This window comes from [Haemophilus] ducreyi (genome assembly GCF_900109315.1).
GTDB classification, from domain to species: domain Bacteria; phylum Pseudomonadota; class Gammaproteobacteria; order Enterobacterales; family Pasteurellaceae; genus Haemophilus_B; species Haemophilus_B ducreyi.
Genome location: NZ_FOJC01000008.1, coordinates 1 through 23802 on the forward strand (window position 1 = coordinate 1; position 23802 = coordinate 23802).

Sequence of the window (23802 nt, forward strand, 5' to 3'; positions counted from 1 at the left end):
TTCAATCTGAGCCATGATCAAACTCTTCAATTTAAAAAGTTTAATCGCTCAATAACTGCTTAGCTTAGTTCACTTCTCTTCTCTTTCATTTCACTTGAAAGTAAAACAAAAGGAATTAAATTAATATGAATTTCTAGTTTAAGCACTTATTAAGACTTCAAGTTTTTATAAAACATATAAAATTAAGTCAATCAACAAGTGCCCACACAGATTGTCTGATTCGTTGTTAAAGAGCAAAATAAAACGACGCACCGCTCAATCTAGCTTAACAGCTCACAACGGTGCGTCGTTGTGTGTCGCCCATTATAGGATATCTTTCCCTTTTTGCAAATACTTTTTTTGAAATTTTTAATTGACCGCTTATTTTTCAGGCGGTTTATTTTGGTTTAATATAAGCATTTGATTTAAAAGTAATTTTTTTACTAAATCATTAGCGTATTTAACTGTGGGAATCCCCATCTTTGCATAATCTTTGCTTGCTGTTTAAATTGATTATTTTGTTGTGTACAGAACGCTAGATTTTCTCTTTGTTTTTCAAGTTGTTGATTATGTGGGGAGTGCATAATTAAATAAGTAACTCGGTTCGCTATTGCGTTGCCTGAATCTAGAAAATATTTGACATTCGGTAACAGTTGTTGCAGTTCTGTTTTGACCATTGGAAAATGGGTACAGCCTAAAATTACGGTATCTAATGTTCGATGATTTTGCCAGTCGGCAATGATTGGTGTTAAACGGGTTAGGTCGATAACACCTGTTTGCAATTTTTGTTCTACGAGTTCTACTAATGCGGTTGAACCTATCTTTTCAATTTGGCAATTTGGGGCATATTGTTCAATCAAGCTCAATACATAAGGGCGGGTTATCGTACCTTTCGTTGCGAGTAATCCTATTGTTTTAGTTTGGGATAATGCAGCCGCTGGTTTGATAGCAGGGACTGTGCCAACAATTGGGAAGGGGAAAATCTTACGTAGTGTGGGCAAAACGACTGTGCTGGCCGTATTGCATGCTACAACAACTAGATCAAGTGGGTAATTTTTAGCCATTTTTTGTACCATTTTAGTTGCCCTTTCTATCAGTACTTCGGTTGGTTTTTCTGAATAAGGAAAACAAGCATTATCAAAATAATATAAATAATGGGCATTCGGTAGCTTTTTGCGGATTTCGTCATAAACGGTTAATCCGCCCATGCCTGAATCATATAAAAGAATGGTTGGTTTCATTTTATGATGGTCAATAAATGTAATGGTTATTCTCTGAAATGCTACTCTGTTCTGTATGTTGATTCAAGGATATGATGGAACGATAAAAATAAGCGGTTAAGTTTATTCGGAAAATGGTGAAATATTTCCTTTAACTTAACCGCTTAAATTGCTATTTAAGTTTTAGTTTTTCAACTTAGTTTAACTAGTTTACGTGCTGTTTCTACTGCTACAGAAACGGCTTTTTCTTCTGTTGCTTTGATGGTGGCTTCGTTTGGAATCTCTTGTTGAGTACGATTAACAATGACGCCTGATACCATACCTGCGCGTAGACCTAATGCTGAGCACATGGTAAATAACGTGCCTGATTCCATTTCAAAGTTCATTACATTTAGGTCTTGCCATTGTTTTAATGAGCCTTGAAATTTCGGGTAACCTTTACCGCTAAAGGTGTCGTAGCGTTCTTGGCCAGGATAGAAGGTATCTGAAGAGGCGGTAATACCAACGTAAGTAGTTGCACCAGATGCTATCGCCGCAGCGTAGGCTGCATTAGTACACTCGAAGTTAGCGACCGCAGGATATTCAAGCGGCGCAAAATGCTGGCTAGCGCCATCTAAACGAACCGCACCGGTGGTCACTAAAATATCACCTACGTTAATATGCGGTTGAATAGCGCCGGTTGTGCCGACACGTAAGAAAGTTCGCACACCAAGCTGAGCCAACTCCTCGACACAAATTGACACTGATGGTCCACCAATTCCGGTGGAACAAACGATAACAGCTTCGCCGTCTAAATAACCTAACCATGAGGTAAATTCACGGGTTGAAACTAAAAACTCTGGATTCTCCATTTTTTTGGCAATCCGTTCACTACGTGCTGGATCACCTGGGGCAATAGCTACTTTTGCCCCTTTTAACATTGCTTTAGTTAAACCTAAATGGAATACGTCAGACATAACTATCTCCTTACTTTAACAATAAATCATCTACAATTTTACTATTCTAACCACGGACCTAAAAGATAAGCGATTGTTTTCAATAAAAAATGGGCAAATCTGTGAGCTTGATCAACTAAAAACGTTTGCTTCTAAGGTTGAATATCCCGCAAGATTGGGTTTTGCATTGAGATTAACGTTTCAGTTGATTGTATTTCATCAATTAATTGAATTTTAGTGGCTAATACGTGATGCAACTCTTCTATGGTATGCGTCATTACTTTAATAAAAATAGAGTAATTACCGGTTTTATAATAGGCTTCTACCACTTCTTCAAAATCCCTTAATTTGTTATTACCCGTTCATAATCTTTAGCTGATTTAAGAATAATACCGATAAAACAGCAAACATCATAACCTAATTTGCGTGCATTGAGGCGAATTTTTGCGCCTTCAATAATACCTGCCTGACGTAATTTTTCCACTCGAACGTGAATAGTACTAACACTGACACTAAAATTTTTTGCCATTTCTACGTAAGGCGTGCGCGCATCCTTTACTAAAGCATCTAAAATTTGCTTATCAAGCGGGTCAATTTGCTGTTTTGTTTGACAATTTATGTTCAAAATTCACGCTCCTTTTTATTTTTATTAAATATTAAACAACATTTAAGCAAAAAAATTAAAAAATTTTTAATAAAAAACTATTTTATTTAGTAACTGTTGTATTTTTCTTTAATTATATTAAATTATATCCATCTCGTAAAAATCTATATCTAGATGAATAACCAATTTTTAGGAAAAAACAATGAAAAAGAGCTTTATTTTACAACAACAAGAAATTAGTTTTGTTAAAAACACTTTTACGCAATACCTGATCGATCAATTAGATATTATTGAAGTACAAGGGCCGATTTTGAGCCAAGTGGGCAATGGTATGCAAGATAACTTATCCGGCATCGAAAAAGCGGTACAGGTAAATGTAAAATGCATTCCTGGCGCAGTGTTTGAAGTTGTACATTCATTAGCCAAATGGAAACGCCACACTTTAGCTCGTTTTAGTTTTAAACAAGGCGAAGGTTTATTTGTACATATGAAAGCATTGCGTCCCGATGAAGATTCTTTAGACCCAACACATTCTATTTATGTTGATCAATGGGATTGGGAAAAAGTAATTCCTGAAGGCCAACGTAACTTTGCTTATTTAAAACAGACTGTTAATCAAATTTATAAAGCCATTCGTTTAACTGAATTAGCGGTTGAAGCGCGCTTTGATATCCCATCAAGTTTGCCAAAACAAATTACGTTCATACATAGCGAAGAATTAGCACAGCGTTATCCAAATATGTCCAGTAAAGAACGTGAAAATGCGATTTGTAAAGAACACGGTGCGATCTTTTTAATCGGCATTGGAGGTAAATTATCTGACGGTAAAGCGCATGATGGTCGTGCACCTGATTATGACGATTGGACAACTGAATCTGAAAATGGCTATAAAGGTTTAAACGGCGATATTTTAGTTTGGAATGAAGAATTAGGCTCTGCCTTTGAATTATCCTCAATGGGCATTCGTGTTGATCAACAAGCATTACGTTTACAAGTCAGCTTAACTGGTGATGAAGATCGATTAACGATGGATTGGCATCAAGATTTATTAGCGGGTCGTTTACCGCTTTCTATCGGCGGTGGTATTGGGCAGTCACGTTTAGTGATGTTTCTACTACATAAAAAACACATTGGTGAAGTACAATCAAGTGTATGGCCAACGGAAATGCTTACCCAATTTGAAAACATTCTTTAACATACAAAAAGCGGTAATATTTGGCAAAAATTGCGCAAATACTACCGCTTAAATGGATAAATAGATTAGCTTCTTCATAATGCCGAGTGAATACTCGGCAATTTTATGCTTTGAGTTTATGCATGATATGATGTCCAGTAAACTTCCATAAGACAATGACGGTTACCATTATACCAATCACGATCGGGCCAAGCGTGACACCTTTTACTGACCAATAATAATGAATGGCTGCCAACACAATAGCCGGATAAGCAAATTGATGTACGCTGAACCATTTTTTACCCAGTGCTGTTTTCACTTTCGGAATAGAAGTGATCGCCATCACCATTAAAATGGTAAACGCTATCCCACCTAAAATTAAATAAGGCCGTTGTACTAACTCACTGAAAAACAGCGAAACATCTAAGCTAAGCTCAAGGACTAAATAGCTCGCTACATGCAATAATGCCCAAGCAAATGCCCATAGACCTAATGGGCGACGTAATACTTGATATTGGTTTTTATTCAGTAATTGCAACACAATTCCCAATAAAAACATAATACAGAAAATGATAATGGCAGTATAACCTAAAAAATGTTCCAAATCTTTAGTTGGATCTGCACCGAACACTTCACTCTCACTATTCAAAACAAATGCCAACCACACCAAAGGAATCCCACAACCTAAATGAATAATCACACGTAATACATTTAACATTAGAAATTTACCTTCAAATCTAAATCTTTATATAAATGAGCGACTTGATCTTCATAGCCATTAAACATTAACGTTGGCTGACGTTTAACTGATAATAAACCGCCAGCACCAATAACACGTTCAGAGCCTTGTGACCAACGTGGATGATCAACATTTGGATTAACATTCGCATAAAAACCATATTCAGTTGGCGCTAAACTTTCCCAAGTTGTTTTTGGACGTGTTTCTGAAAAAGAAATTTTCACAATCGACTTAATGCTTTTAAAACCATATTTCCAAGGCACCACTAATCGAATTGGCGCACCATTTTGTGGCGGTAACATTTTGCCGTATAAACCGACTGATAATAGCGTTAAGGAATTCATGGCTTCTTCAATAGTTAATGCTTCAACGTATGGATAATCAATACTGCCACCAAATAAAGGATTTTTTTGGCCTGGCATTTGTTCTGGATCATATAAGGTATGGAAAACAACATATTTCGCTTTACTGGTTGGTTTTACCATTTCCACTAACCGTGCTAGCTCAAAACCAATCCACGGCACAACCATTGACCACGCTTCAACACAACGAAAACGATAAATACGTTCTTCTAATGGAAAGGTATTAAATAATTGTTGATGATTAAGTACAAATGGATTTTCCACTTCACCGGTAATTTCTAACTGCCAAGGATCCGTTTTAAAATCCTTAGCAAATTTAGCTGGTGCTGCTTTATCCGTACCAAATTCGTAGAAATTGTTATAGCCGATAATTTTATTTTCTGGTGTTAAGGCCAGATCACTTTTACTCGCCGCCTTAAACGTTAATGCTTTAAGCTCGCTGACGTTTTCCTCAGCAAACGCTATATTCGGTAATCCTAAAGTGGCAATACCTAACCCCATCGACTTAATAATTTGACGGCGTTGATTAAAAATTTCTTCTGGTGTGACATCACTCATCATTAATTGCTTCATTATTAGCTCCTTTTATATATAATTGTTTTGTCTTTAAAAAGTTAGAAATAATTACACAAAAGATAAAATAATTTATAACGAGGGAAAAATGTCAGAAGTTGAACAATTAAATTCGATTACCCCGAAAAGAATTGAAGAAATACGCTTACAAATGATGAAATTTGCGATCTTAAAGCTAAAAGACGCTGATTTAGCAGAAGATGTCGTACAAGAAGCATTAGTAAGCGCTTATAAAAATGCACATTCTTTTCGCGGACAAGCGGCATTAAAAACTTGGATTTTTGCCATTTTGAAAAACAAAATTATTGATTTAATCAAACAAAGAAAACGGCTAGTCAATATTTCAGAATTAGTCGAAGAAGAAAGTCCAAATCAATTTTTTGACCAAACAGGCTACTGGGCAGCGGATAATTATCAACCAAAAGAATGGCAAGATGTAAATCAGTTAAATTATAAGAAAGGATTTTGGGCGATCTTCGACATTTGTTTAAATAAGCTACCTGCACAACAGGCACGTATTTTCATGATGCGAGAACACTTAGAACTGACAAGCGAACAAATTTGCCAAGAATGTGAGATTAGTACTGCAAATTTACACGTTATTTTGCATCGCGCAAGATTACAACTACAAGCCTGCCTAACAAAAAATTGGTTCGATGGAGAAAAAGATTAATGAATTGTGAACATGCTTCAGAATTAATTTCACTTAATTGTGAGCAAAAGTTAAAAGTAAAAGACAGTATTCAATTACAAATTCACTTATGGTTATGCCCTAAATGTCGCCATTTTAAGAAAAACAATAATGAAATGCGGAAACTATTACAAAATTATTGCGATCCTGAAAACAACTGCGAAAAAGAAGCTTAAATAAAAAAACATACGGTTATTTTAATTAAGCGGTTATTTTTCGCTTATTTATTACCATATAGCACAAACGGCAAGATCCATTCTCTTGCCGTTTTGTCATCATTACGCCTGCACGTTTTGCGCTAAATAGGCTAACAACTGATCTTTGGCGATCATCGTCTTCTCACCAGTACGGCGGTTTTTATATTCCACCTCACCATTTTCTAGGTTTTTCTCCCCGATCACGATCATATGTGGTACACCGATTAACTCCATATCTACGAACATCACACCCGGTCGCTCTTTACGATCATCCAAAATCACATCTACGCCTTGTGCCATTAAATCCGTATAAAGTTGCTCAGCAAATGCTTGCACGCTCGCTGACTTAAACATATTCATCGGCACAATCGCCACAGTAAAAGGCGCAATTTCATCCGTTGGCCAAATAATTCCTCGCTCATCATGATGTTGTTCAATCGCCGCCGCCACTACACGTGTTACACCAATACCATAACAGCCCATTGTCATCACTAATGGTTTGCCGTCCTCACCTTGTACGGTTGCATTCATAGCGTCAGAATATTTCTGACCTAATTGGAAAATATGCCCAACTTCAATACCGCGTTTAATCAACAAAGTGCCCTTGCCATCAGGACTTGGATCGCCAGCAACTACGTTACGTAAATCAAACACCTCAGGCAATGCCACATCACGTTGCCAATTAACATTCAGATAATGTTTACCATCAATATTCGCTCCCGCTGCAAAATCCGACATTAACGCAACGGAGCGATCGACAATCGCCGGTATGGTTAAATTAACCGGACCAAGAGAACCAACGCTCGCACCAATTTTAGCGTTAATTTCATCTTCATCTGCAAATGTTAGCGGTTCTGCCACTAATGGATGTTTTTGCGCCTTAACCTCATTTAACTCATGATCACCGCGCAAAATTAATGCCACAAGCGGTGCTGTTTCGCTTGCGCCTTTCACAATTAATGTTTTAACCGTTTTTTCAATGGCTAAATCAAATTGTGCAACCAATTCTGCAATTGTTTTAGCATTTGGCGTATCGATCAACACCATCGCTTCAGTTGCTGGTTTAGGTTCACCTATTGCCACCGCTTCGGCTAATTCAATATTAGCGGCAAAATCAGATTCAGTGGAAAAAACGATATCATCTTCACCGCTTGATGCCAACACTTGGAATTCGTGTGAGGCTGAACCACCAATCGATCCCGTATCCGCTTGCACAGCGCGGAAATCTAAGCCTAAGCGGGTAAAAATTCGATGATAAACCTGATACATCACCTCATAAGTTTGTTGTAAACTTTCTGGTGTAGTGTGGAAAGAATAAGCATCTTTCATAACAAACTCACGTGAACGCATTACCCCAAAACGAGGGCGAACTTCATCACGGAATTTAGTTTGAATTTGGTATAGATTTAAGGGTAACTGTTTATAGGAAGAAAGCTCGCGACGCACTAAATCAGTGATCACTTCCTCATGAGTTGGGCCCAACACAAAATCACGTTTACCACGGTTGGCAAAACGCAGTAATTCAGGTCCATATTGCTCCCAACGATTTGATTCTTGCCATAATTCCGCCGGTTGCACGACCGGCATCAATACCTCAATCGCACCGCCTTTATTCATCTCTTCACGAATAATTTTTTCTACTTTTTTTAATACCTTAACGCCTGTTGGTAACCAATTATATAACCCTGCAGCCATCGGGCGAATCATACCTGCCCGTAACATTAACTGATGACTGATCACTTGAGCATCATTTGGAGTTTCTTTTAGCGTGGAAAATAAATACTGACTTGTACGCATCGTTTGTTCCTATTTAATTACATTCAGTTAAAAATCTATGCCTTATTCTAAAACAAAAAGCGGTCAAATATGGCAAAAATTTTGCAATTTGCAAAAAATCTGCCTATTTGACCGCTTGAATAGGTAGAATAAATTATTGGAAATTATATACAAAACCTATACCATAAGTAATATTACTTGGCTTAGGTTGCCTTACAGGTAAAGCTATTTTTACATTCACCTGTGTTTGATAATCTGTGTACGCTGTACCTAATGCTAAGGAATGTTGACCTTTATGGCCACCGATAGCTGCACCAAACGAAATCCCTTGGCTATTGCCAAAATTTAATGAAGACATTGCGGCTGTATTAGCGGTATTCATATATGTTTCTTTACGTAATTCATGCACTTTTTGATTTACTTGCTTCAATATTTCGCCACCAATTAAAGGGTATATTGTTTTTGTGAATTCAGCGATACTTTCACTGTTTCCTAAGCCACTCAAAGATTCTAATGCATTCATTCTCTGATATAAATCATAAAGATTTGCATTATGCTCTTGTAAATATCCTCGATTCCATCGAACAACTCTCCACAAATCTAACAAGGTTTCTATCCTACGGTTCTCTGGGTAATCTGCAAAAGTATTAAGAGGACTCCATGGGAAATCCAACTTACAATCACTTAAATTAATTTGTTCCAATTGATTATCATTTGGCGTTGTTTGCAATTTAGATAAAACATTAGTCCCTTTTGGATATAAAAATTCATAACATTTTGGAGGAATACCACCAGGTGTCACTATTGCATGCCCAAAATTAGAAAATCCACACGCTAAACATAATATTGTTATAATCTTTTTCATAAATCACCTTTAACTTGATACACACAAAAAAAAAGCCTACTACCTTACTCAGTAGTGCTTACTATTTTCAATATTACTTTTTAGAGCATAAAAAATTATCGCAATCGCTTTTATACACTAAATAAGCTACATTTTATCATAACACAGACAAAATTAACTTTGGAAAAAATTTAGCTGATAAATTTACATTAAATAAGCAGAAATTGGCTTAAAATAGTTCAATTCCTGATAAATTACACTTGCTTAATCATTGCATACAATTAGCTTACAAAACAAACACCTAAAATTACAATGGAAAAACAACTTTTAAATGATATTCCTCTCACTCACCTAACGGGCGTAGGGGCTGCTATCGCTGAAAAATTACACCGCTTAGCGATTTATAATGTGCAAGATTTGCTGTTTCATTTGCCGATTCGCTATGAAGATCGCACGCGAATCACCTCCATTGCTGATGCTCGGCCTGCGCATTTTGTGACGGTTGAAGGGCACGTTCAGCTGACAGAGGTTGAATACAGTCGGCGCGCGATTTTGACGGTAGTACTTTCCGATGGCACAAGTAAAATTATGCTGAAATTCTTTAATTTTAATGCTGGGATGAAAAATAGTTTTGCAGTGGGTGTACGCGTAAAAGCCTTTGGTGAAATTAAACGTGGCCGTTTTATGGCTGAAATTCACCATCCTGAATATCAAATTATTTGGCATAATCAACCGCTAACATTAGCCGAAAGTTTAACGCCAATTTATTCCACAACAGAAGGCTTAAAACAAAACGCACTGCGTAAACTGACCGAACAAGCATTAGCGCTATTAAATAAGACACAAATTGCTGAATTACTTCCCGCGCAATACAATCCATATCAATACAACTTAACTGAGGCCTTACAATTATTACATTGCCCACCGCCCAACATTTCTGCCGAAACCTTAGCGCAAGGCGAACATCCGGCACAAAAGCGGCTGATTTTTGAAGAATTATTGGCACATAATTTAGCTATGCAACAATTACGCCTTGGGGTCAAACAGCTATACGCCACGCCATTACATTACCAAACCGAGTTAAAAACACGCTTTTTAGCCAATTTAGCGTTCCAACCTACACCGGCACAAACGCGGGTCACCGCCGAGCTCGAAAACGATTTAGCACAAGCGGTACCGATGATGCGATTAGTGCAAGGTGATGTAGGTTCAGGTAAAACATTAGTGGCTGCCTTAGCCGCATTATTAGCGATTGATAACGGCAAACAGGTGGCATTAATGGCGCCAACTGAAATTTTGGCAGAACAGCATGCAACTAATTTTACACAGTGGCTCAAACCTTTTGGCATTAACGTTGGCTGGCTAGCGGGCAAAATAAAAGGCAAAGCAAGAAGTGCACAATTAACCGCAATTGAGCAAGGCGAAGTGCAGATGATTATTGGCACGCATGCGTTATTTCAAGAAAGTGTCGCATTTCACGATTTGGCACTGGTGATTATTGATGAACAGCACCGCTTTGGCGTACATCAACGTTTAACATTACGGGAAAAAGGTGCTAAAACAACCAATGGACAAGAAATTTATCCCCATCAATTAATTATGACCGCTACGCCTATTCCACGCACGTTAGCAATGACCGTTTATGCTGATTTAGATACCTCAATTATTGATCAATTACCGCCAGGTAGAACGCCGATCAAAACGATTGTTATTGCTGAAGAACGTCGCGCAGAAGTGGTACAGAGGGTGTATCACGCCTGTAAGAATGAAGGTCGCCAAGCTTATTGGGTATGCACATTAATTGATGAATCCGAGGTGCTAGAAGCACAAGCAGCAGCGGCAATTGCTGAAGATTTACAACGTGCGCTACCCGATTTACGTATTGGTTTAGTACATGGACGAATGAAACCGCAAGAAAAACAAACCATTATGGTCGCGTTTAAAGCGGGAACATTAGATTTACTGGTTGCAACTACTGTGATTGAAGTGGGCGTTGATGTGCCAAATGCTAGCCTTATGATTATTGAAAATTCCGAACGTTTAGGGCTAGCACAATTACATCAGCTACGTGGGCGTGTAGGTCGTGGAGCGACTGCCTCACATTGTGTGTTAATGTATAAACCACCGCTAGGTAAAATTTCTAGCAAACGTTTACAAGTTATGCGTGATAGCCAAGATGGTTTTTATATCGCCGAGAAAGATTTAGAGATTCGTGGTACGGGTGAAATTCTTGGCACTAAACAAACAGGTATGGCTGAATTTAAAGTCGCCGATCTAATGCGCGACCGTAAACTGATCCCTTTAGTACAACACTCTGCCAAACAAATTATTAGTGAAACTCCAGCGCTTGCTGAAGCCTTAATCGCACGGTGGCTGAATCAAAAAGCCGATTACTGCAATGCTTAATTGCTAATGGATCACTAATCAATACCATAGGCTGATTTTCAATTGTCATTAACACAGAATACCTATATAATCCCTGATCTTTTTTATAAATGAAAATATAAAACTTTGGAGTAACTCAATGGCTCGTGTAACCGTCCAAGAAGCTGCCGATAAAATCGGTAACCGTTTCGACTTAATTTTGACAGCCGCACGCCGTGCAAGACAATTACAACTTCACGTTCGTGAGCCGCTTGTCCCTGAAGAAAATGATAAACCTACCGTGATCGCCTTACGCGAAATTGAAAAAGGCCTGATTAACGGGTCAATTATGGATCAATTAGAAAATAGCGATGCAGTCCGCCAAGAGGTGGCTGAACAAGAAGCGATTTCTTTCTTAACCGATATTCAAACCAACGCTTAATACAACGCTTATTTTTATTCATTTAATGATGGATAATTGATAATGAACAAGGTTTTATTGCTTGAATAAGCGCTAAAATCTGGCTAAACATTAACAATTATCCATTATTTTTTTAACTTGCCATATTGTGAGGTGAAATTTGCATCTTTTTGAGCCGCTTCATAGCATTATTCAAACTTATTTACCTACCGATAAAATCGAATGGATACAACGCGCTTTTGTCGTGGCTCGTGATGCTCACGAAGGTCAAACTCGCTCTAGTGGTGAGCCTTATATTACTCATCCGGTCGCGGTTGCCACCATTATTGCTGAAATGAAACTAGATCATGAAGCAATTATGGCTGCTTTATTACATGATGTTATTGAAGATACGCCCTATACTGAAGAAGAATTAGCGGCTGAATTTGGTAGTAATGTTGCAAAAATCGTACAAGGCGTTTCAAAACTAGATAAATTAAAATTCCGTACCCGCCAAGAAGCTCAAGTTGAAAACTTCCGTAAAATGATCTTGGCAATGACCAAAGATATTCGTGTAGTACTAATTAAATTAGCCGACCGCACACATAATATGCGGACGCTGGGTTCACTTCGTCCAGATAAACGCCGTCGTATTGCTAAAGAAACACTAGAAATCTATAGCCCTCTTGCCCATCGTTTGGGAATTGAGCATCTGAAAAATGAATTGGAAAATTTATGCTTTCAAGCCATGCATCCTTATCGTTATCGCATTTTACGTTTAGCCATTGATATGGCTAGAGGCACTCGTCAAGATCTGCTTTCAACTATCTCGCACGAAATACAAATGCGTTTAGATGAAATGGGGATTAAAGGCCGTGTTTACGGGCGTGAAAAACATCTTTACGCCTTGTATGAAAAAATGCGTCAGCGTGATCAACATTTTCATTCTATTTTGGATATCTATGCTTTTCGTATTGTAGTCAATTCGATCGATAATTGTTATCGCGTACTTGGACAAATGCACGCGCTATATAAACCTAGACCATACCAAATCCGTGACTATATTGCCGTGCCAAAAAGCAATGGCTATCAATCATTACATACGTCAATGATTGGCCATAAAGGTATGCCGATTGAAGTACAAATCCGGACTGAAGATATGGACTTAATGGCAGAATTAGGTGTTGCTGCCCATTGGCGTTATAGTGAAGATCAAACACAAACCACGAGCGTACAGCAAAAAGCACAACAATGGCTACGCAGTATTGTCGAATTACAACAAAGCGCGGGTAATTCCGACGAGTTTATTGAAAACGTTAAATCGGATCTTTTTTCAGATGATATTTATGTGTTCACGCCAAAAGGTCGAATTGTCGAATTACCTGCTAAAGCGACCGCTATTGACTTTGCCTATGCAGTACATTCAGATATTGGCGATTGTTGTATTGGTGCAACCGTTGATCGTAAGCCATATCCGATTTCACAACCGCTAGAATCGGGTCAGACCGTTGAAATTATTACCAAAGCCGGTAAACATCCAAAACGTGCGTGGCTAAATTTTGTGGTCACAGCCAAAGCGCGATCAAAAATTAAAGCGGCCCTTAAACAGTTTGAACTGATTGCTGAAAAACCAGAAGAAACAGAGAAAGTTGAACAATTAGATATCGAACTAGAAATTAAAGATCAAACTGGCGTGCTTGCTAATATTACAAACACTATCGCGTCTATGAACAGCAACATTGGTATGATTGAAAGTCGCCCAAATGATAAAGGCAACTACCAAGTGAAAATGCGAATTAGCGTAACAGATAAAACGCATCTATACGTCGTTATTCAAAAATTGATTAGAGTCCGCGGTGTGATACGTGTGGCAAAAGTCAGCGCCTAGTCGTTACAAGCGGTCTCATTCGCAAATCTTTCCGCTTTTCCAACCTCTCTACTCGTTTATCTCTTATCATTCGGCTATAATTAGCCGAATTTTTTCTATATTTTAAAGGAAACTAACAATGTTATATCCAAGCGAAGAATTTCTTTATGCTCCGATTGAGTGGGTCGATCATAGCAAAGGCTACACTGATATTCGTTATCATAAATCAACTGACGGTATCGCCAAAATTACGATTAATCGCCCAGAAGTCCGCAATGCTTTTCGGCCTCAAACCGTAAAAGAGATGATCAACGCTTTTACTGATGCTCGCTTTGATGAAAAAATAGGCGTAATTGTGTTAACCGGTGAAGGAGAATATGCGTTTTGCGCCGGCGGCGACCAAAAAATTCGTGGCGATTACGGCGGTTATCAAGATGACCAAGGTGTTCATCACCTCAATATACTTGAATTTCAGCGTGATATTAGAACCTGTCCAAAACCCGTAGTAGCAATGGTAGCAGGCTACGCCGTTGGTGGTGGCCATGTATTACATATGATGTGCGATCTAACTATTGCCGCTGAAAATGCTAAATTTGGGCAAACTGGTCCGAAAGTCGGTTCCTTTGATGGTGGCTGGGGAGCAAGCTATATGGCGCGCATAGTTGGTCAGAAAAAAGCGCGTGAAATTTGGTTCTTATGCCGTATGTATGATGCTCAAGAAGCATTAAACATGGGCTTAGTTAACACCGTTGTGCCTTATGCCGATCTTGAAAAAGAAACCGTGCGTTGGTGCCGTGAAATGTTACAAAATAGCCCAATCGCCTTACGCTGTTTGAAAGCAGCGCTCAATGCTGATTGTGATGGCCAAGCTGGTTTACAAGAATTAGCGGGCAACGCAACCATGCTGTTCTATATGACAGAAGAAGGCCAAGAAGGCCGAAATGCTTTCAATGAAAAACGTGAACCAGACTTTAGTAAATTCAAGCGTAATCCATAAACAAATATTGGTAATACTTGCCTCTCTTACTCAGAGAGGCAGTAACAAGCACACAAGATAAATTATCTTTAGCTACACGTAACCCTGCGCTAACGGTGTATTATTTGCCTAAACCGTCTTTTATCACATAAAAAAAGCGTATTATTTAAATACGCTTTTATCTTTACACCTAACGCTGGCGTGCCTTAAAACGAGGATTCGTTTTACAAATAACGTACAACTTGCCTTTACGACGAACGATTTGGCAATCTGGATGACGTGATTTAGCTGTTTTTAATGAATTTAAAATTTTCATGCACATTCCTCTTATTTTTTAGCCGCTAAACTTGCCATACCTTTAAAGCGTTCATTAAATTTACTTGCGCGACCTTCCGTATTTGCTTCACGGCGTCTACCTGTATAAACAGGGTGTGACGCAGATGAAGTATCTAATGGGTAAAATGGATATTCTTTACCATCTTCCCACATCATTGATTTATTAGTTGCGACACAAGAACGAATAACCCAACCCATTTGGGCAGAAGCATCATAAAATAATACTTCACGATAATTTTCAGGATGAATTCCTTTTTTCATATTAAAAATCCTCCGACTAACACAGTCATTTCCCTAAATAAAAAGTGGTTATATCCTACCTGAGAATTCTTCTTATTTCCATATATTTCTATAATTTTTTATGGCTTTACGAATAAATGCTTAACCCATTGAAGAAAAAATTAAGATCTAAATTAACTTTTCATTCTTGATTTTATGGTAGGCTATTACTTATATTGATTGCATAAATTGCTGAGGACGACCAATGGCACAACAACCTTTTCTTATTGCACCATCTATTCTATCTGCTGATCTTGCCCGCTTAGGTTATGATGTCAACCAAGTATTAACAGCAGGGGCAGACATTATCCATTTTGATGTAATGGATAACCATTTCGTGCCAAACCTAACCTTTGGCCCAATGATCTGCCAAGCATTACGTGATTACGGCATTACGGCAGAAATTGATGTACATCTGATGGTCAAACCGGTGGAACGGATAATTCCTGACTTTGCCAAAGCAGGAGCGAATTATATTACTTTCCACCCTGAAGCGACTGATCATATTGACCGCACCTTGCAATTAATCCATCAATATGGTTGTAAAGCAGGCTTAGTGTTCAATCCCGCCACACCACTGCATTACCTTGATTATGTAATAGATAAAGTCGATATGATTTTATTAATGGGCGTTAATCCAGGCTTTGGCGGACAAACATTTATTCCAAGTACATTAACCAAATTACGAGAAGTCCGCCAACGGATTGATGCCTGTGGAAAAAATATCCGCTTAGAAATTGATGGCGGAGTAAAAATTGACAATATTGCAAAAATTGCCGCAGCAGGCGCAGATACATTCGTGGCAGGTTCAGCGATTTTTGATCAACAAAATTATAAAAGCGTTATCGATCAAATGCGGGCAGAATTATCCAAGATTTAAATAAATAATCGGTCTATTTCTGCAAAAAATTTGCAAAAATTGGCTATTTATACAAGATAAATTACCGATCTAGGCATAATCTACTATAGATAAAGTACTTGCATAATGTTAGAATGGATGCGACTTTTTTACTCTATTTTTATGTTGAGTAAACTACATTATTCTCGTGTTAGAAAAAGCGCGCTGGTTCGACCTTTTTTGTAAAATGTTGAATTTGGCTTTTTTTTCTTTACACTGTTCAACTCTCGCATTTAGGCGAATTTCACATAGGAAAAATAAAATGAGCATTGAAGAACGCGTAAAAAAAATCATCGTTGATCAATTAGGTGTTAAAGCTGAAGATGTAAAACCAGAAGCTTCATTCATTGAAGACTTAGGTGCAGACTCTTTAGACACGGTTGAATTAGTGATGGCTTTAGAAGAAGAATTCGATATCGAAATTCCAGACGAAGAAGCTGAAAAAATCACTACAGTTCAATCTGCAATTGATTACGTGGCAAAAGCTAACGCATAATTCAGTAATATGAGGTGGTCAAATGACTGCCTTATTTTTTAACTATTATTTATCTAAATTCACGCATCTCTAGTTCAATCAATAAAAATTTGCTCAAAAACACTTAAAACCGCTTACAAACCAAACAAACAACAGAAAATAGATAAAAAGCACTTGACGCTCTTACTAAAATCCGTATTATACACGCCTGTTATGCAATATTAAGGGTCGTTAGCTCAGTCGGTAGAGCAGCGGACTTTTAATCCGTTGGTCGAAGGTTCGAATCCTTCACGACCCACCACTTATTTCATACTTTCCTAAAAATTTTCATTAAAAAAACCACTTAGCGGATAGTTATAGTGTAGAATTTGCTATATCTTAATTTAAAACTACTTTATATTTATCGCATTCACTCAATGATTAAAAAAATCTTCTTTGCATTCATCTTACTTATTTTTATTACTACAGGCGTTATCTACTATGGTTATCAAAAAATTAGCCACTTAGCACAACAACCCTTAACGCACCAAGCCAATCAGCTTTTTACGCTTGAAAAAGGCACATCTAGTCAACAATTAGCGACACAACTCTCAAAACAAGGCATTATTCAGCATAACGATCTTGATCTATTACCTTATTTGATCAAACTAACACCCGAACTTGCCGAATTTAAAGCAGGCACTTACTCACTTAAGGGCTTAACCACGCTAGAAGAATTACTTAAACATTTATGCATAGGCAAAGAAGTTCAATTAACCGTAAAATTGATTGAAGGTCAAACATTTAAACAATGGCGTGAACAACTTAAACAAGCGGACTATTTACAACAAACTTTACAACATCACTCAGAAGCAGAAATAGCTAAGTTACTCAATATACCTCACGCAAAATTAGAAGGCTGGATTGCACCAAATACTTATCATTATGTGCCTTATTCTACCGATATAGACTTGCTAAAACGTGCTTATCAACAACAACAAAAAGCACTTGAATATGCTTGGCAAACTCGGACGCAAGACTTGCCATTAGCGACACCTTATGAAATGTTAATTTTAGCATCTATTGTAGAAAAAGAGACCGCTATTGCGAGTGAACGCCCACAAATTGCTTCAGTATTTATTAACCGCTTGAAATTAAAGATGAAATTACAAACCGATCCGACCGTTATTTATGGCATGGGGGATACTTACGATGGCAATATTCGCCGTAAAGACTTAACGACCCTAACGCCTTATAATACCTATATGATTGAAGGATTACCGCCCACACCGATTGCGATGCCGAGTGCAGCATCATTGAAAGCCGTTGCCCAACCAGAAAATACCGTTTATCTTTACTTTGTAGCAGATGGTTCAGGCGGACATAAATTCAGTAAAAGTTTGAATGAACACAATAAAGCTGTCCAGCAATGGATTAAAATTGAACGTAACAAGAAAAATGAGAACAAATAATATGCGTGGTAAATTTATCGTTTTAGAAGGTTTAGAAGGCGCAGGAAAAACAACTGCTCATCAAATTATTTTAACACAACTGAAACAAGCGGGCATTCAGCAAATTGTACAAACACGTGAGCCTGGCGGAACACCGTTGGCAGAGAAATTACGCTATTTAATCAAACATGAGTTTGAAGAACCGATTAGCCCTCAAGCTGAGCTATTAATGCTATATGCGGCACGTGCTCAATTAGTTGAAAATGTTATTAAACCTGCTCTCAGCACGGGTAAATGGGTATTAGGCGATCGCCACGATATGTCTTCACAAGCCTATCAAGGCGGGGGGCGTCAACTAGATGTTGCTTTATTAAATAGCCTAAAAGAAAGTGTATTAGGTCAGTTTGAACCAGATTTAACGATTTATCTTGATATTGATCCAGCAATTGGCTTGGCGCGTGCGAGTGGGCGTGGTGAATTAGATCGGATTGAACAGCAAAGTTTAAATTTCTTCTACCGTACACGCGAACGTTATTTAGCACTCACTCAACATAATGAAAAAGCCGTGATTATCAACGCTGAGCAACCACTTGAAAAAGTGACGAACGATATTCAACAAGCGGTCCAAAAATTTCTAACTTTTGCACAATAAAAAACAAATAAAATGGCATTATATCCTTGGCTTGAACAACATTATCAACAACTGACCGCAACCTTTTCAAATGGACGGGGGTATCACGCCTTATTATTTAAAAGTGATGTTGGCTTAGGCACAGAGAAATTAATAGCACAATTTGCTGCTTGGCTACTTTGCCAAACACCAAAGCAAGATCTCGCTTGTGATCAATGCAAAAGCTGTTTATTGCTTAAAAATGGCAATCATCCCGACTTACACATTCTGGAATCAATAGATGGCAAAGACATCGGCATTGAGCAAATCCGCGAAACAAATACTAAATTGCAAAATTTCGCCCAACAAGGCGGAAATACGGTTGTCTATATTAAAACCGCAGAATGCTTAACCGCAGCAAGCGGCAACGCCTTATTGAAAACATTAGAAGAACCAAATGATAAAGTTTACTTCCTATTAGCAGCACCACAACAAACAGCTATCTTGCCAACCATTGCAAGCCGTTGCCAAACGTGGTTAATACATTCACCAGAAATGGCACTTACATTAACTTGGCTACAAGCACAGGCACCCACTGCCACTCGTGAAGCCTGTGAGATTGCAATGCGTTTATGCCACCAACGTCCACTCATTTGCAAAACTTTTCTTGAAAAAGACCGCTTAACCGCACGTAAAACCTTTTTACGTACTTTTTGGCGTTTTTTTAACAATCGTGATGTTTTTCTACTGTTTAGCCAATTTGATAAAGAAAAAGCGCTTATTTTAGAACAACTGGAATGGTTAGAAAGCTTCTTCAGTGATAGCATCAAAGCAAAGTTAGCCATTACTAACGGTTGGATAAACTACGATTTACATAATGGCATTCTGCAATTCAGCCAACAACTTGATATAAAACGATTATTAATAGGCCATCAATTAATTCAACAAACAAAATGGGATTTACTAGCGGTGAATGCAATTAATCAGGAGTTAATATTATTAGCTTGTCTGACTAAATTAACGTTAAATGTATTTGAATAAAAACCGCTTATTCCTCTTGCTCACAATAAGGATAACATTTGAAAGATTTATTTATTATTGACTCACACTGTCATTTAGATGCTTTAGACTATCAAACCCACCATAAAAGTGTAGATGAAGTGATTGAAAATGCTAAAGCGCGTGGCGTAGGACATTTTATTTCCGTTTGCACCACGTTAGGGCGTTTCAAAGCCATGCAAGCGCTGACAACACATCGCCCGGATGTATCGTTATCCTGCGGTCTGCACCCACTGAATATTGATGAGGAAAGCTTTGACTATGATCAACTAGTGGCATTTGCCCAAGATGAAAGAGTAGTCGCGATTGGCGAAACAGGCTTAGATTACCACTACACACCTGAAAGCAAAATATTACAACAAACTATTTTTGCTCAACATATCGCCATTGCTAATCAGCTACAGAAACCGCTCATTATCCACACCCGCGCTGCCCGCCAAGACACCATTAATCTATTAATCAGTGAACACGCAGACCAATGCCGTGGTGTGTTACACTGTTTTAACGAAGATTGGGAAATGGCTAGCAAAGCATTAGATCTAGGTTTTTATATTTCTATTTCAGGCATAATTACTTTCCGTAATGCTGAAGAATTACGTGAGGTAGTGCGAAAAATTCCAGTCGAACGTTTATTAGTTGAAACCGATTCACCCTATTTAGCCCCTATTCCTTATCGAGGCAAACCCAATCAGCCCGCTTATGTGCGAGAAACTTGTGAATATATTGCCACCCTAAAAGGGCTTTCCTGCGCAGAATTAGCTCGTATTACCACACAAAATGTGCAAGACTTGTTCAAAATCAGCTTATAAATAACAGCAGTGTTGTAAAATATGCAATACCCACCCTCGCCAACAGGAGTATGTAATGAAACTTAGCATTAAATATTTTTTAATCTTCATCTCACTTTCATTCTTTAGCATCTTAGCCCTCACCGTTAACTATGCAATGCCAAGTTACGATGATACGATTGTGACAGGTATGGAAGTACGCCGTATGGATAAAGATGGCATTATTAGCAAATCAAACCCTGCTGATGGACAAATCCGCGATGTTTATTTCCTATTTACTGAAAACTCAACCGACGCGCAAGGCGCAAAAGAAGTGATGGTCTATCGTAATGAAGATACCGGCTGGGGCTTACCGCCTTATTTTAAATTTAGCTCAGCGGATTTACAGGCTAAAGCTCAAGCCTATGCCAATGAACGGCAACGCGTACAAATCAAATATTACGGCTGGCGAATCAAATGGTTGAATGAATTTCCCAATATCGTTTCAATTAAGCCATTAGCCGAAAATGAAACTAAATCCATGCCCTTTTTTAGCTACGTTTTATATGCCGTTTTATTGCTTTTATTTTTCTTATCTATACAAATGATCCGTGGCTGGTTTGATAACTCAAAATAATAATTTGAACCAATATCCGATACACAGAAACTGTTGTAGAATAGTTTCTGTGTTTTTTTATTTAATGAAATGATGACTTATTACTTTATCGCTGATCTACACTTAAATGAATCTCAACCCCAAATCACTCACCAATTTTTACAATTTATGCAACAAAAAGCACCGCTTGCTCAAGCGGTCTATATTTTAGGTGATTTTTTTGATTTTTGGATAGGCGATGATGAGCAATCTGTGCTGATCAGCCAAGTAAAGCTCGCCTTAAAAAAGCTGACCGCTGGCGGGGTAAAATGCTATTTTATTTGCGGTAATCGTGATTTTCTATTAGGGCAACCCTTTGCGCAACAAACCGGCATACAACTTTTAGCTGACTATCATTTACTTGATCTATTTGGTGAGCGAACCTTACTTTGTCACGGCGATACGCTTTGCATTGACGATATCAAATACCAGCAGTTCCGTCGCAGAGTACACCAAAAATGGTTACAAAAACTGTTTCTCTGGCTACCATTAACTTTACGCATAAAAATCGCCCAAAAAATTCGGCGTAAAAGTAAACAAGATAAAAAAAATAAATCGGCTGACATTATGGACGTCAATCAAGCATTTACAGCACAAAAAGTACAACAATATGGTGCGACACGTTTAATTCACGGCCATACCCATCGCCAAGCGGTCCATTTTGAGCAAAATTTCACTAGAATTGTATTAGGCGATTGGCGGCCAGACAGGTCTTCTATCCTAAAAGTCGATGAAAAGGGCTTTGAATTTCTATAATCCTCACCTAAGCGTGAGCGGTAAAATAACGCAAGCACAATAAGTATAAAAAGCATAATACTGACATTCTGCTCATAAATATTGAATGGAATTAGTTGAAAATTTATCAAAATAGGTCTAGTATTCGCATTTGAGATTAATTATCAAACGTAACAACTATGAAACTACTTTATATTACACTCGGATTTTTAGCGATTGGCCTAGGGATTATTGGCGTTGTTGTCCCTGGTTTACCAACCACACCTTTTTTATTATTAGCTTTATTTTGCTTCAGTAAAAGCTCACCTCGTTTACAACAATGGTTTATGCGCGGTAAGCTTTATCAAAAATATCTAAAAGACTATGATGAAAAACGTGCTATGACTATGAAACAAAAAGTCTGTATTTTGTTAATTTCAACACCGTTTTCCATACTTTCTTTTTTCACATTACCAAACATTTGGGGTAAATCCGCTTTATTAGCATTAGTGGTTTGCCAATATTGGTATTTCCTCTGCAAAATGGAAACGCTTCCGCCTGAAACAAGAAGTGTTGCGCGTTCAAACGCTTAATCTTCCCGCTTGCGTCTTGCCCTTGGGTGAGACGCGTCATAAATTTTAGCTAGATGCTGAAAATCTAAATGCGTATAAATTTGAGTAGTCGATAAACTACTGTGTCCTAATAACTCTTGTACAGCACGTAAATCTGTACTCGCTTCCAATAAATGCGTTGCGAATGAATGACGTAACTTATGCGGATGTAAACGCGTTGCTAATCCCTGCCGTTCTCCCCATTTTTGCATTGCTAATTGAATGGAACGATGAGATAAACGTCCACCTCGTTTATTTAAAAATAAGGCATTATCCTGTGGATTAAATGATGGCCTTACCGTCAACCACACCTGTAATGCCGTTAACGCCCTGCTTCCAATAGGCACTATCCGCTCTTTATTCCCTTTCCCTAAAAGCCTGACTTCTGCATCGATTAGATCCATATCACCTAAATCCAACCGATGTAATTCCGCCAAGCGTAACCCTGAACTATACATTAATTCCATCATAGCTAAATCACGTATATCGGCAGGCTCATCAACCTCTACATCAAGCAGTTGGCCCATTCTTTCTGCATCGATATTTTTAGGTAAATGGCGTGCTACTTTAGGTGCTTTAATGCCAACAGCTGGATTGACTTTTACATAGTGTCGCTGGACTAAATAAGCAAACCATTGCCGTAAGACGACTAAACGCAAACCAATACTCTTGGCTCCCAACCCTTGCTTGTGACTTTGCGTTAAGATCCAACGCACTACACTGGCATCAACGGCTTGCCAATCGTCAATCTGCACAGTAATCAGCATTTCACTGATGGCTAGAAGTTGTCGTTGATAATTGGTTAAAGTATGAGGGCTAACCTGCTTCTCAATACGTAAAAAATCCCAATAGGCTTGTGCTTGTAGATAAAGCTTATTTTGCTTGTTTAACATATTTAAAAAGTAACCACTTACTGAATAGCATCAGTGGCAAGGTTAAGTTGCCCTATACGAATCCCAACATAACCCAGTGCCACAGGGCTAAGATAATCGCCTAAAAATTCAAAGAGTTTATTTAAATCCGTAAAATACTGTTGTACTTTAATCGTGTGTTCTACTTTACGCGTAAATTCATAAGTTATTTTCGATCCATCAACTTGAGCCACTAAAGTAATAAACACACTTTCAAAAAAATGATTTACACTTCCTTCTTCCCCCGGATCACTTACCCGTACATTCCACTGATGACTAAATGAAACTTCTGTTTTTAATGCCATACTCTTCTCCCTCATCATGCTAACTAGCCATAACAAGTAAGGGCGAGTTAA

26 protein-coding genes, 1 tRNA gene and 1 pseudogene are annotated in these 23802 nt (G+C 38.1%); 17 read left to right on the forward strand and 11 right to left on the reverse strand.

The annotated features are described in order from the left end of the window. Positions 1 to 422: 422 nt before the first annotated feature. The 3 genes and pseudogenes from murI to asnC all read right to left on the reverse strand — a co-directional run bounded on the left by murI (position 423) and on the right by asnC (position 2753). Entirely contained in the window at positions 423 to 1220 is a 798-nt protein-coding gene (gene murI / locus BMX01_RS06160; RefSeq protein ID WP_064082515.1) for a glutamate racemase, read from the reverse strand. 170 nt (positions 1221 to 1390) lie between these two features. After that, positions 1391 to 2155, reverse strand: coding sequence for a uridine phosphorylase (udp, locus tag BMX01_RS06165; RefSeq protein ID WP_074647977.1), 765 nt, complete (start codon positions 2153 to 2155; stop codon positions 1391 to 1393). A 131-nt stretch (positions 2156 to 2286) separates the two neighbouring features. Beyond that, a pseudogene (asnC, locus tag BMX01_RS06170) lies at positions 2287 to 2753 on the reverse strand (transcriptional regulator AsnC). 187 nt (positions 2754 to 2940) lie between these two features. On the opposite strand from asnC, the gene asnA reads away from it, so the two are divergent. Further along, positions 2941 to 3933, forward strand: a complete 993-nt coding sequence (gene asnA / locus BMX01_RS06175; RefSeq protein WP_064082512.1) for an aspartate--ammonia ligase — start codon at positions 2941 to 2943, stop codon at positions 3931 to 3933. A 103-nt stretch (positions 3934 to 4036) separates the two neighbouring features. Here the strand turns inward: asnA and BMX01_RS06180 are convergent, their stop codons facing one another. After that, positions 4037 to 4630, reverse strand: coding sequence for a protein-methionine-sulfoxide reductase heme-binding subunit MsrQ (locus BMX01_RS06180; protein ID WP_010945666.1), 594 nt, complete (start codon positions 4628 to 4630; stop codon positions 4037 to 4039). Then, positions 4630 to 5586, reverse strand: coding sequence for a protein-methionine-sulfoxide reductase catalytic subunit MsrP (msrP, locus tag BMX01_RS06185; RefSeq protein WP_064082511.1), 957 nt, complete (start codon positions 5584 to 5586; stop codon positions 4630 to 4632). The genes BMX01_RS06180 and msrP overlap by 1 nt, the downstream gene beginning before the upstream one ends. A gap of 88 nt (positions 5587 to 5674) precedes the next feature. On the opposite strand from msrP, the gene BMX01_RS06190 reads away from it, so the two are divergent. Beyond that, positions 5675 to 6259, forward strand: a complete 585-nt coding sequence (locus tag BMX01_RS06190; protein WP_064082510.1) for a sigma-70 family RNA polymerase sigma factor — start codon at positions 5675 to 5677, stop codon at positions 6257 to 6259. Beyond that, complete coding sequence (locus BMX01_RS06195) at positions 6259 to 6453, forward strand: hypothetical protein (RefSeq protein WP_064082509.1); 195 nt, start codon at positions 6259 to 6261, stop codon at positions 6451 to 6453. Before BMX01_RS06190 ends, BMX01_RS06195 begins: the two co-directional genes overlap by 1 nt. A gap of 102 nt (positions 6454 to 6555) precedes the next feature. On the opposite strand, the gene proS is transcribed toward BMX01_RS06195, so the two are convergent. Then, the gene (proS, locus tag BMX01_RS06200; protein WP_064082508.1) at positions 6556 to 8271 is read right to left on the reverse strand and encodes a proline--tRNA ligase; all 1716 of its coding nucleotides are present in this window, start codon (positions 8269 to 8271) and stop codon (positions 6556 to 6558) included. Between the two features lie 133 nt (positions 8272 to 8404). Next, positions 8405 to 9115, reverse strand: a complete 711-nt coding sequence (locus tag BMX01_RS06205; protein ID WP_064082507.1) for a hypothetical protein — start codon at positions 9113 to 9115, stop codon at positions 8405 to 8407. Positions 9116 to 9406: 291 nt separating this feature from the next. On the opposite strand from BMX01_RS06205, the gene recG reads away from it, so the two are divergent. From recG to menB, 4 genes are all read left to right on the forward strand, one after another. Further along, positions 9407 to 11500, forward strand: coding sequence for an ATP-dependent DNA helicase RecG (gene recG, locus BMX01_RS06210; RefSeq protein ID WP_064082506.1), 2094 nt, complete (start codon positions 9407 to 9409; stop codon positions 11498 to 11500). Positions 11501 to 11618: 118 nt separating this feature from the next. Further along, positions 11619 to 11900, forward strand: a complete 282-nt coding sequence (rpoZ, locus tag BMX01_RS06215; protein WP_064082505.1) for a DNA-directed RNA polymerase subunit omega — start codon at positions 11619 to 11621, stop codon at positions 11898 to 11900. 139 nt (positions 11901 to 12039) lie between these two features. Further along, positions 12040 to 13746, forward strand: coding sequence for a RelA/SpoT family protein (locus tag BMX01_RS06220; RefSeq protein WP_064082504.1), 1707 nt, complete (start codon positions 12040 to 12042; stop codon positions 13744 to 13746). Positions 13747 to 13864: 118 nt separating this feature from the next. Continuing rightward, complete coding sequence (menB, locus tag BMX01_RS06225; protein WP_064082503.1) at positions 13865 to 14722, forward strand: 1,4-dihydroxy-2-naphthoyl-CoA synthase; 858 nt, start codon at positions 13865 to 13867, stop codon at positions 14720 to 14722. 169 nt (positions 14723 to 14891) lie between these two features. Here the strand turns inward: menB and ykgO are convergent, their stop codons facing one another. Both ykgO and BMX01_RS06235 read right to left on the reverse strand, forming a co-directional pair. Then, positions 14892 to 15017, reverse strand: coding sequence for a type B 50S ribosomal protein L36 (gene ykgO, locus BMX01_RS06230; RefSeq protein ID WP_006249481.1), 126 nt, complete (start codon positions 15015 to 15017; stop codon positions 14892 to 14894). An 11-nt stretch (positions 15018 to 15028) separates the two neighbouring features. Beyond that, positions 15029 to 15298, reverse strand: coding sequence for a type B 50S ribosomal protein L31 (locus BMX01_RS06235; RefSeq protein WP_064082502.1), 270 nt, complete (start codon positions 15296 to 15298; stop codon positions 15029 to 15031). Between the two features lie 223 nt (positions 15299 to 15521). Between BMX01_RS06235 and rpe the strand changes: the two genes are divergently transcribed. The 10 genes from rpe to BMX01_RS06285 all read left to right on the forward strand — a co-directional run bounded on the left by rpe (position 15522) and on the right by BMX01_RS06285 (position 22517). After that, complete coding sequence (gene rpe, locus BMX01_RS06240; RefSeq protein ID WP_064082501.1) at positions 15522 to 16196, forward strand: ribulose-phosphate 3-epimerase; 675 nt, start codon at positions 15522 to 15524, stop codon at positions 16194 to 16196. 280 nt (positions 16197 to 16476) lie between these two features. Further along, positions 16477 to 16710 (forward strand): acyl carrier protein, encoded by a 234-nt coding sequence (gene acpP, locus BMX01_RS06245; RefSeq protein ID WP_010945679.1) that lies wholly within the window; start codon positions 16477 to 16479, stop codon positions 16708 to 16710. A 204-nt stretch (positions 16711 to 16914) separates the two neighbouring features. Further along, a tRNA-Lys gene (locus tag BMX01_RS06250) sits at positions 16915 to 16990 on the forward strand. A 115-nt stretch (positions 16991 to 17105) separates the two neighbouring features. After that, positions 17106 to 18140 carry an endolytic transglycosylase MltG gene (mltG, locus tag BMX01_RS06255; RefSeq protein WP_064082499.1) on the forward strand — a complete coding sequence of 345 codons (1035 nt, stop codon included), beginning with the start codon at positions 17106 to 17108 and terminating at the stop codon, positions 18138 to 18140. Position 18141: 1 nt separating this feature from the next. Continuing rightward, positions 18142 to 18771 carry a dTMP kinase gene (gene tmk / locus BMX01_RS06260; RefSeq protein WP_064082498.1) on the forward strand — a complete coding sequence of 210 codons (630 nt, stop codon included), beginning with the start codon at positions 18142 to 18144 and terminating at the stop codon, positions 18769 to 18771. Between the two features lie 12 nt (positions 18772 to 18783). Further along, the gene (locus BMX01_RS06265; RefSeq protein WP_074647979.1) at positions 18784 to 19770 is read left to right on the forward strand and encodes a DNA polymerase III subunit delta'; all 987 of its coding nucleotides are present in this window, start codon (positions 18784 to 18786) and stop codon (positions 19768 to 19770) included. Positions 19771 to 19808: 38 nt separating this feature from the next. Then, positions 19809 to 20597, forward strand: coding sequence for a TatD family hydrolase (locus BMX01_RS06270; RefSeq protein ID WP_064082496.1), 789 nt, complete (start codon positions 19809 to 19811; stop codon positions 20595 to 20597). A gap of 55 nt (positions 20598 to 20652) precedes the next feature. Next, entirely contained in the window at positions 20653 to 21192 is a 540-nt protein-coding gene (locus tag BMX01_RS06275; protein WP_064082495.1) for a DUF1523 family protein, read from the forward strand. A gap of 69 nt (positions 21193 to 21261) precedes the next feature. Next, positions 21262 to 21966 carry a UDP-2,3-diacylglucosamine diphosphatase gene (lpxH, locus tag BMX01_RS06280; protein WP_172592908.1) on the forward strand — a complete coding sequence of 235 codons (705 nt, stop codon included), beginning with the start codon at positions 21262 to 21264 and terminating at the stop codon, positions 21964 to 21966. 158 nt (positions 21967 to 22124) lie between these two features. Then, a complete protein-coding gene (locus BMX01_RS06285) occupies positions 22125 to 22517 on the forward strand; it encodes a YbaN family protein (protein ID WP_010945686.1) in 393 nt (130 codons plus the stop codon). Here the strand turns inward: BMX01_RS06285 and xerC are convergent. Then, positions 22514 to 23428 carry a tyrosine recombinase XerC gene (xerC, locus tag BMX01_RS06290; protein WP_064082493.1) on the reverse strand — a complete coding sequence of 305 codons (915 nt, stop codon included), beginning with the start codon at positions 23426 to 23428 and terminating at the stop codon, positions 22514 to 22516. The two genes, BMX01_RS06285 and xerC, sit on opposite strands and share 4 nt — an antisense overlap. Positions 23429 to 23445: 17 nt before the next feature. After that, entirely contained in the window at positions 23446 to 23751 is a 306-nt protein-coding gene (locus BMX01_RS06295) for a DUF5377 family protein (protein WP_064082492.1), read from the reverse strand. Between the last annotated feature and the right edge of the window lie 51 nt (positions 23752 to 23802).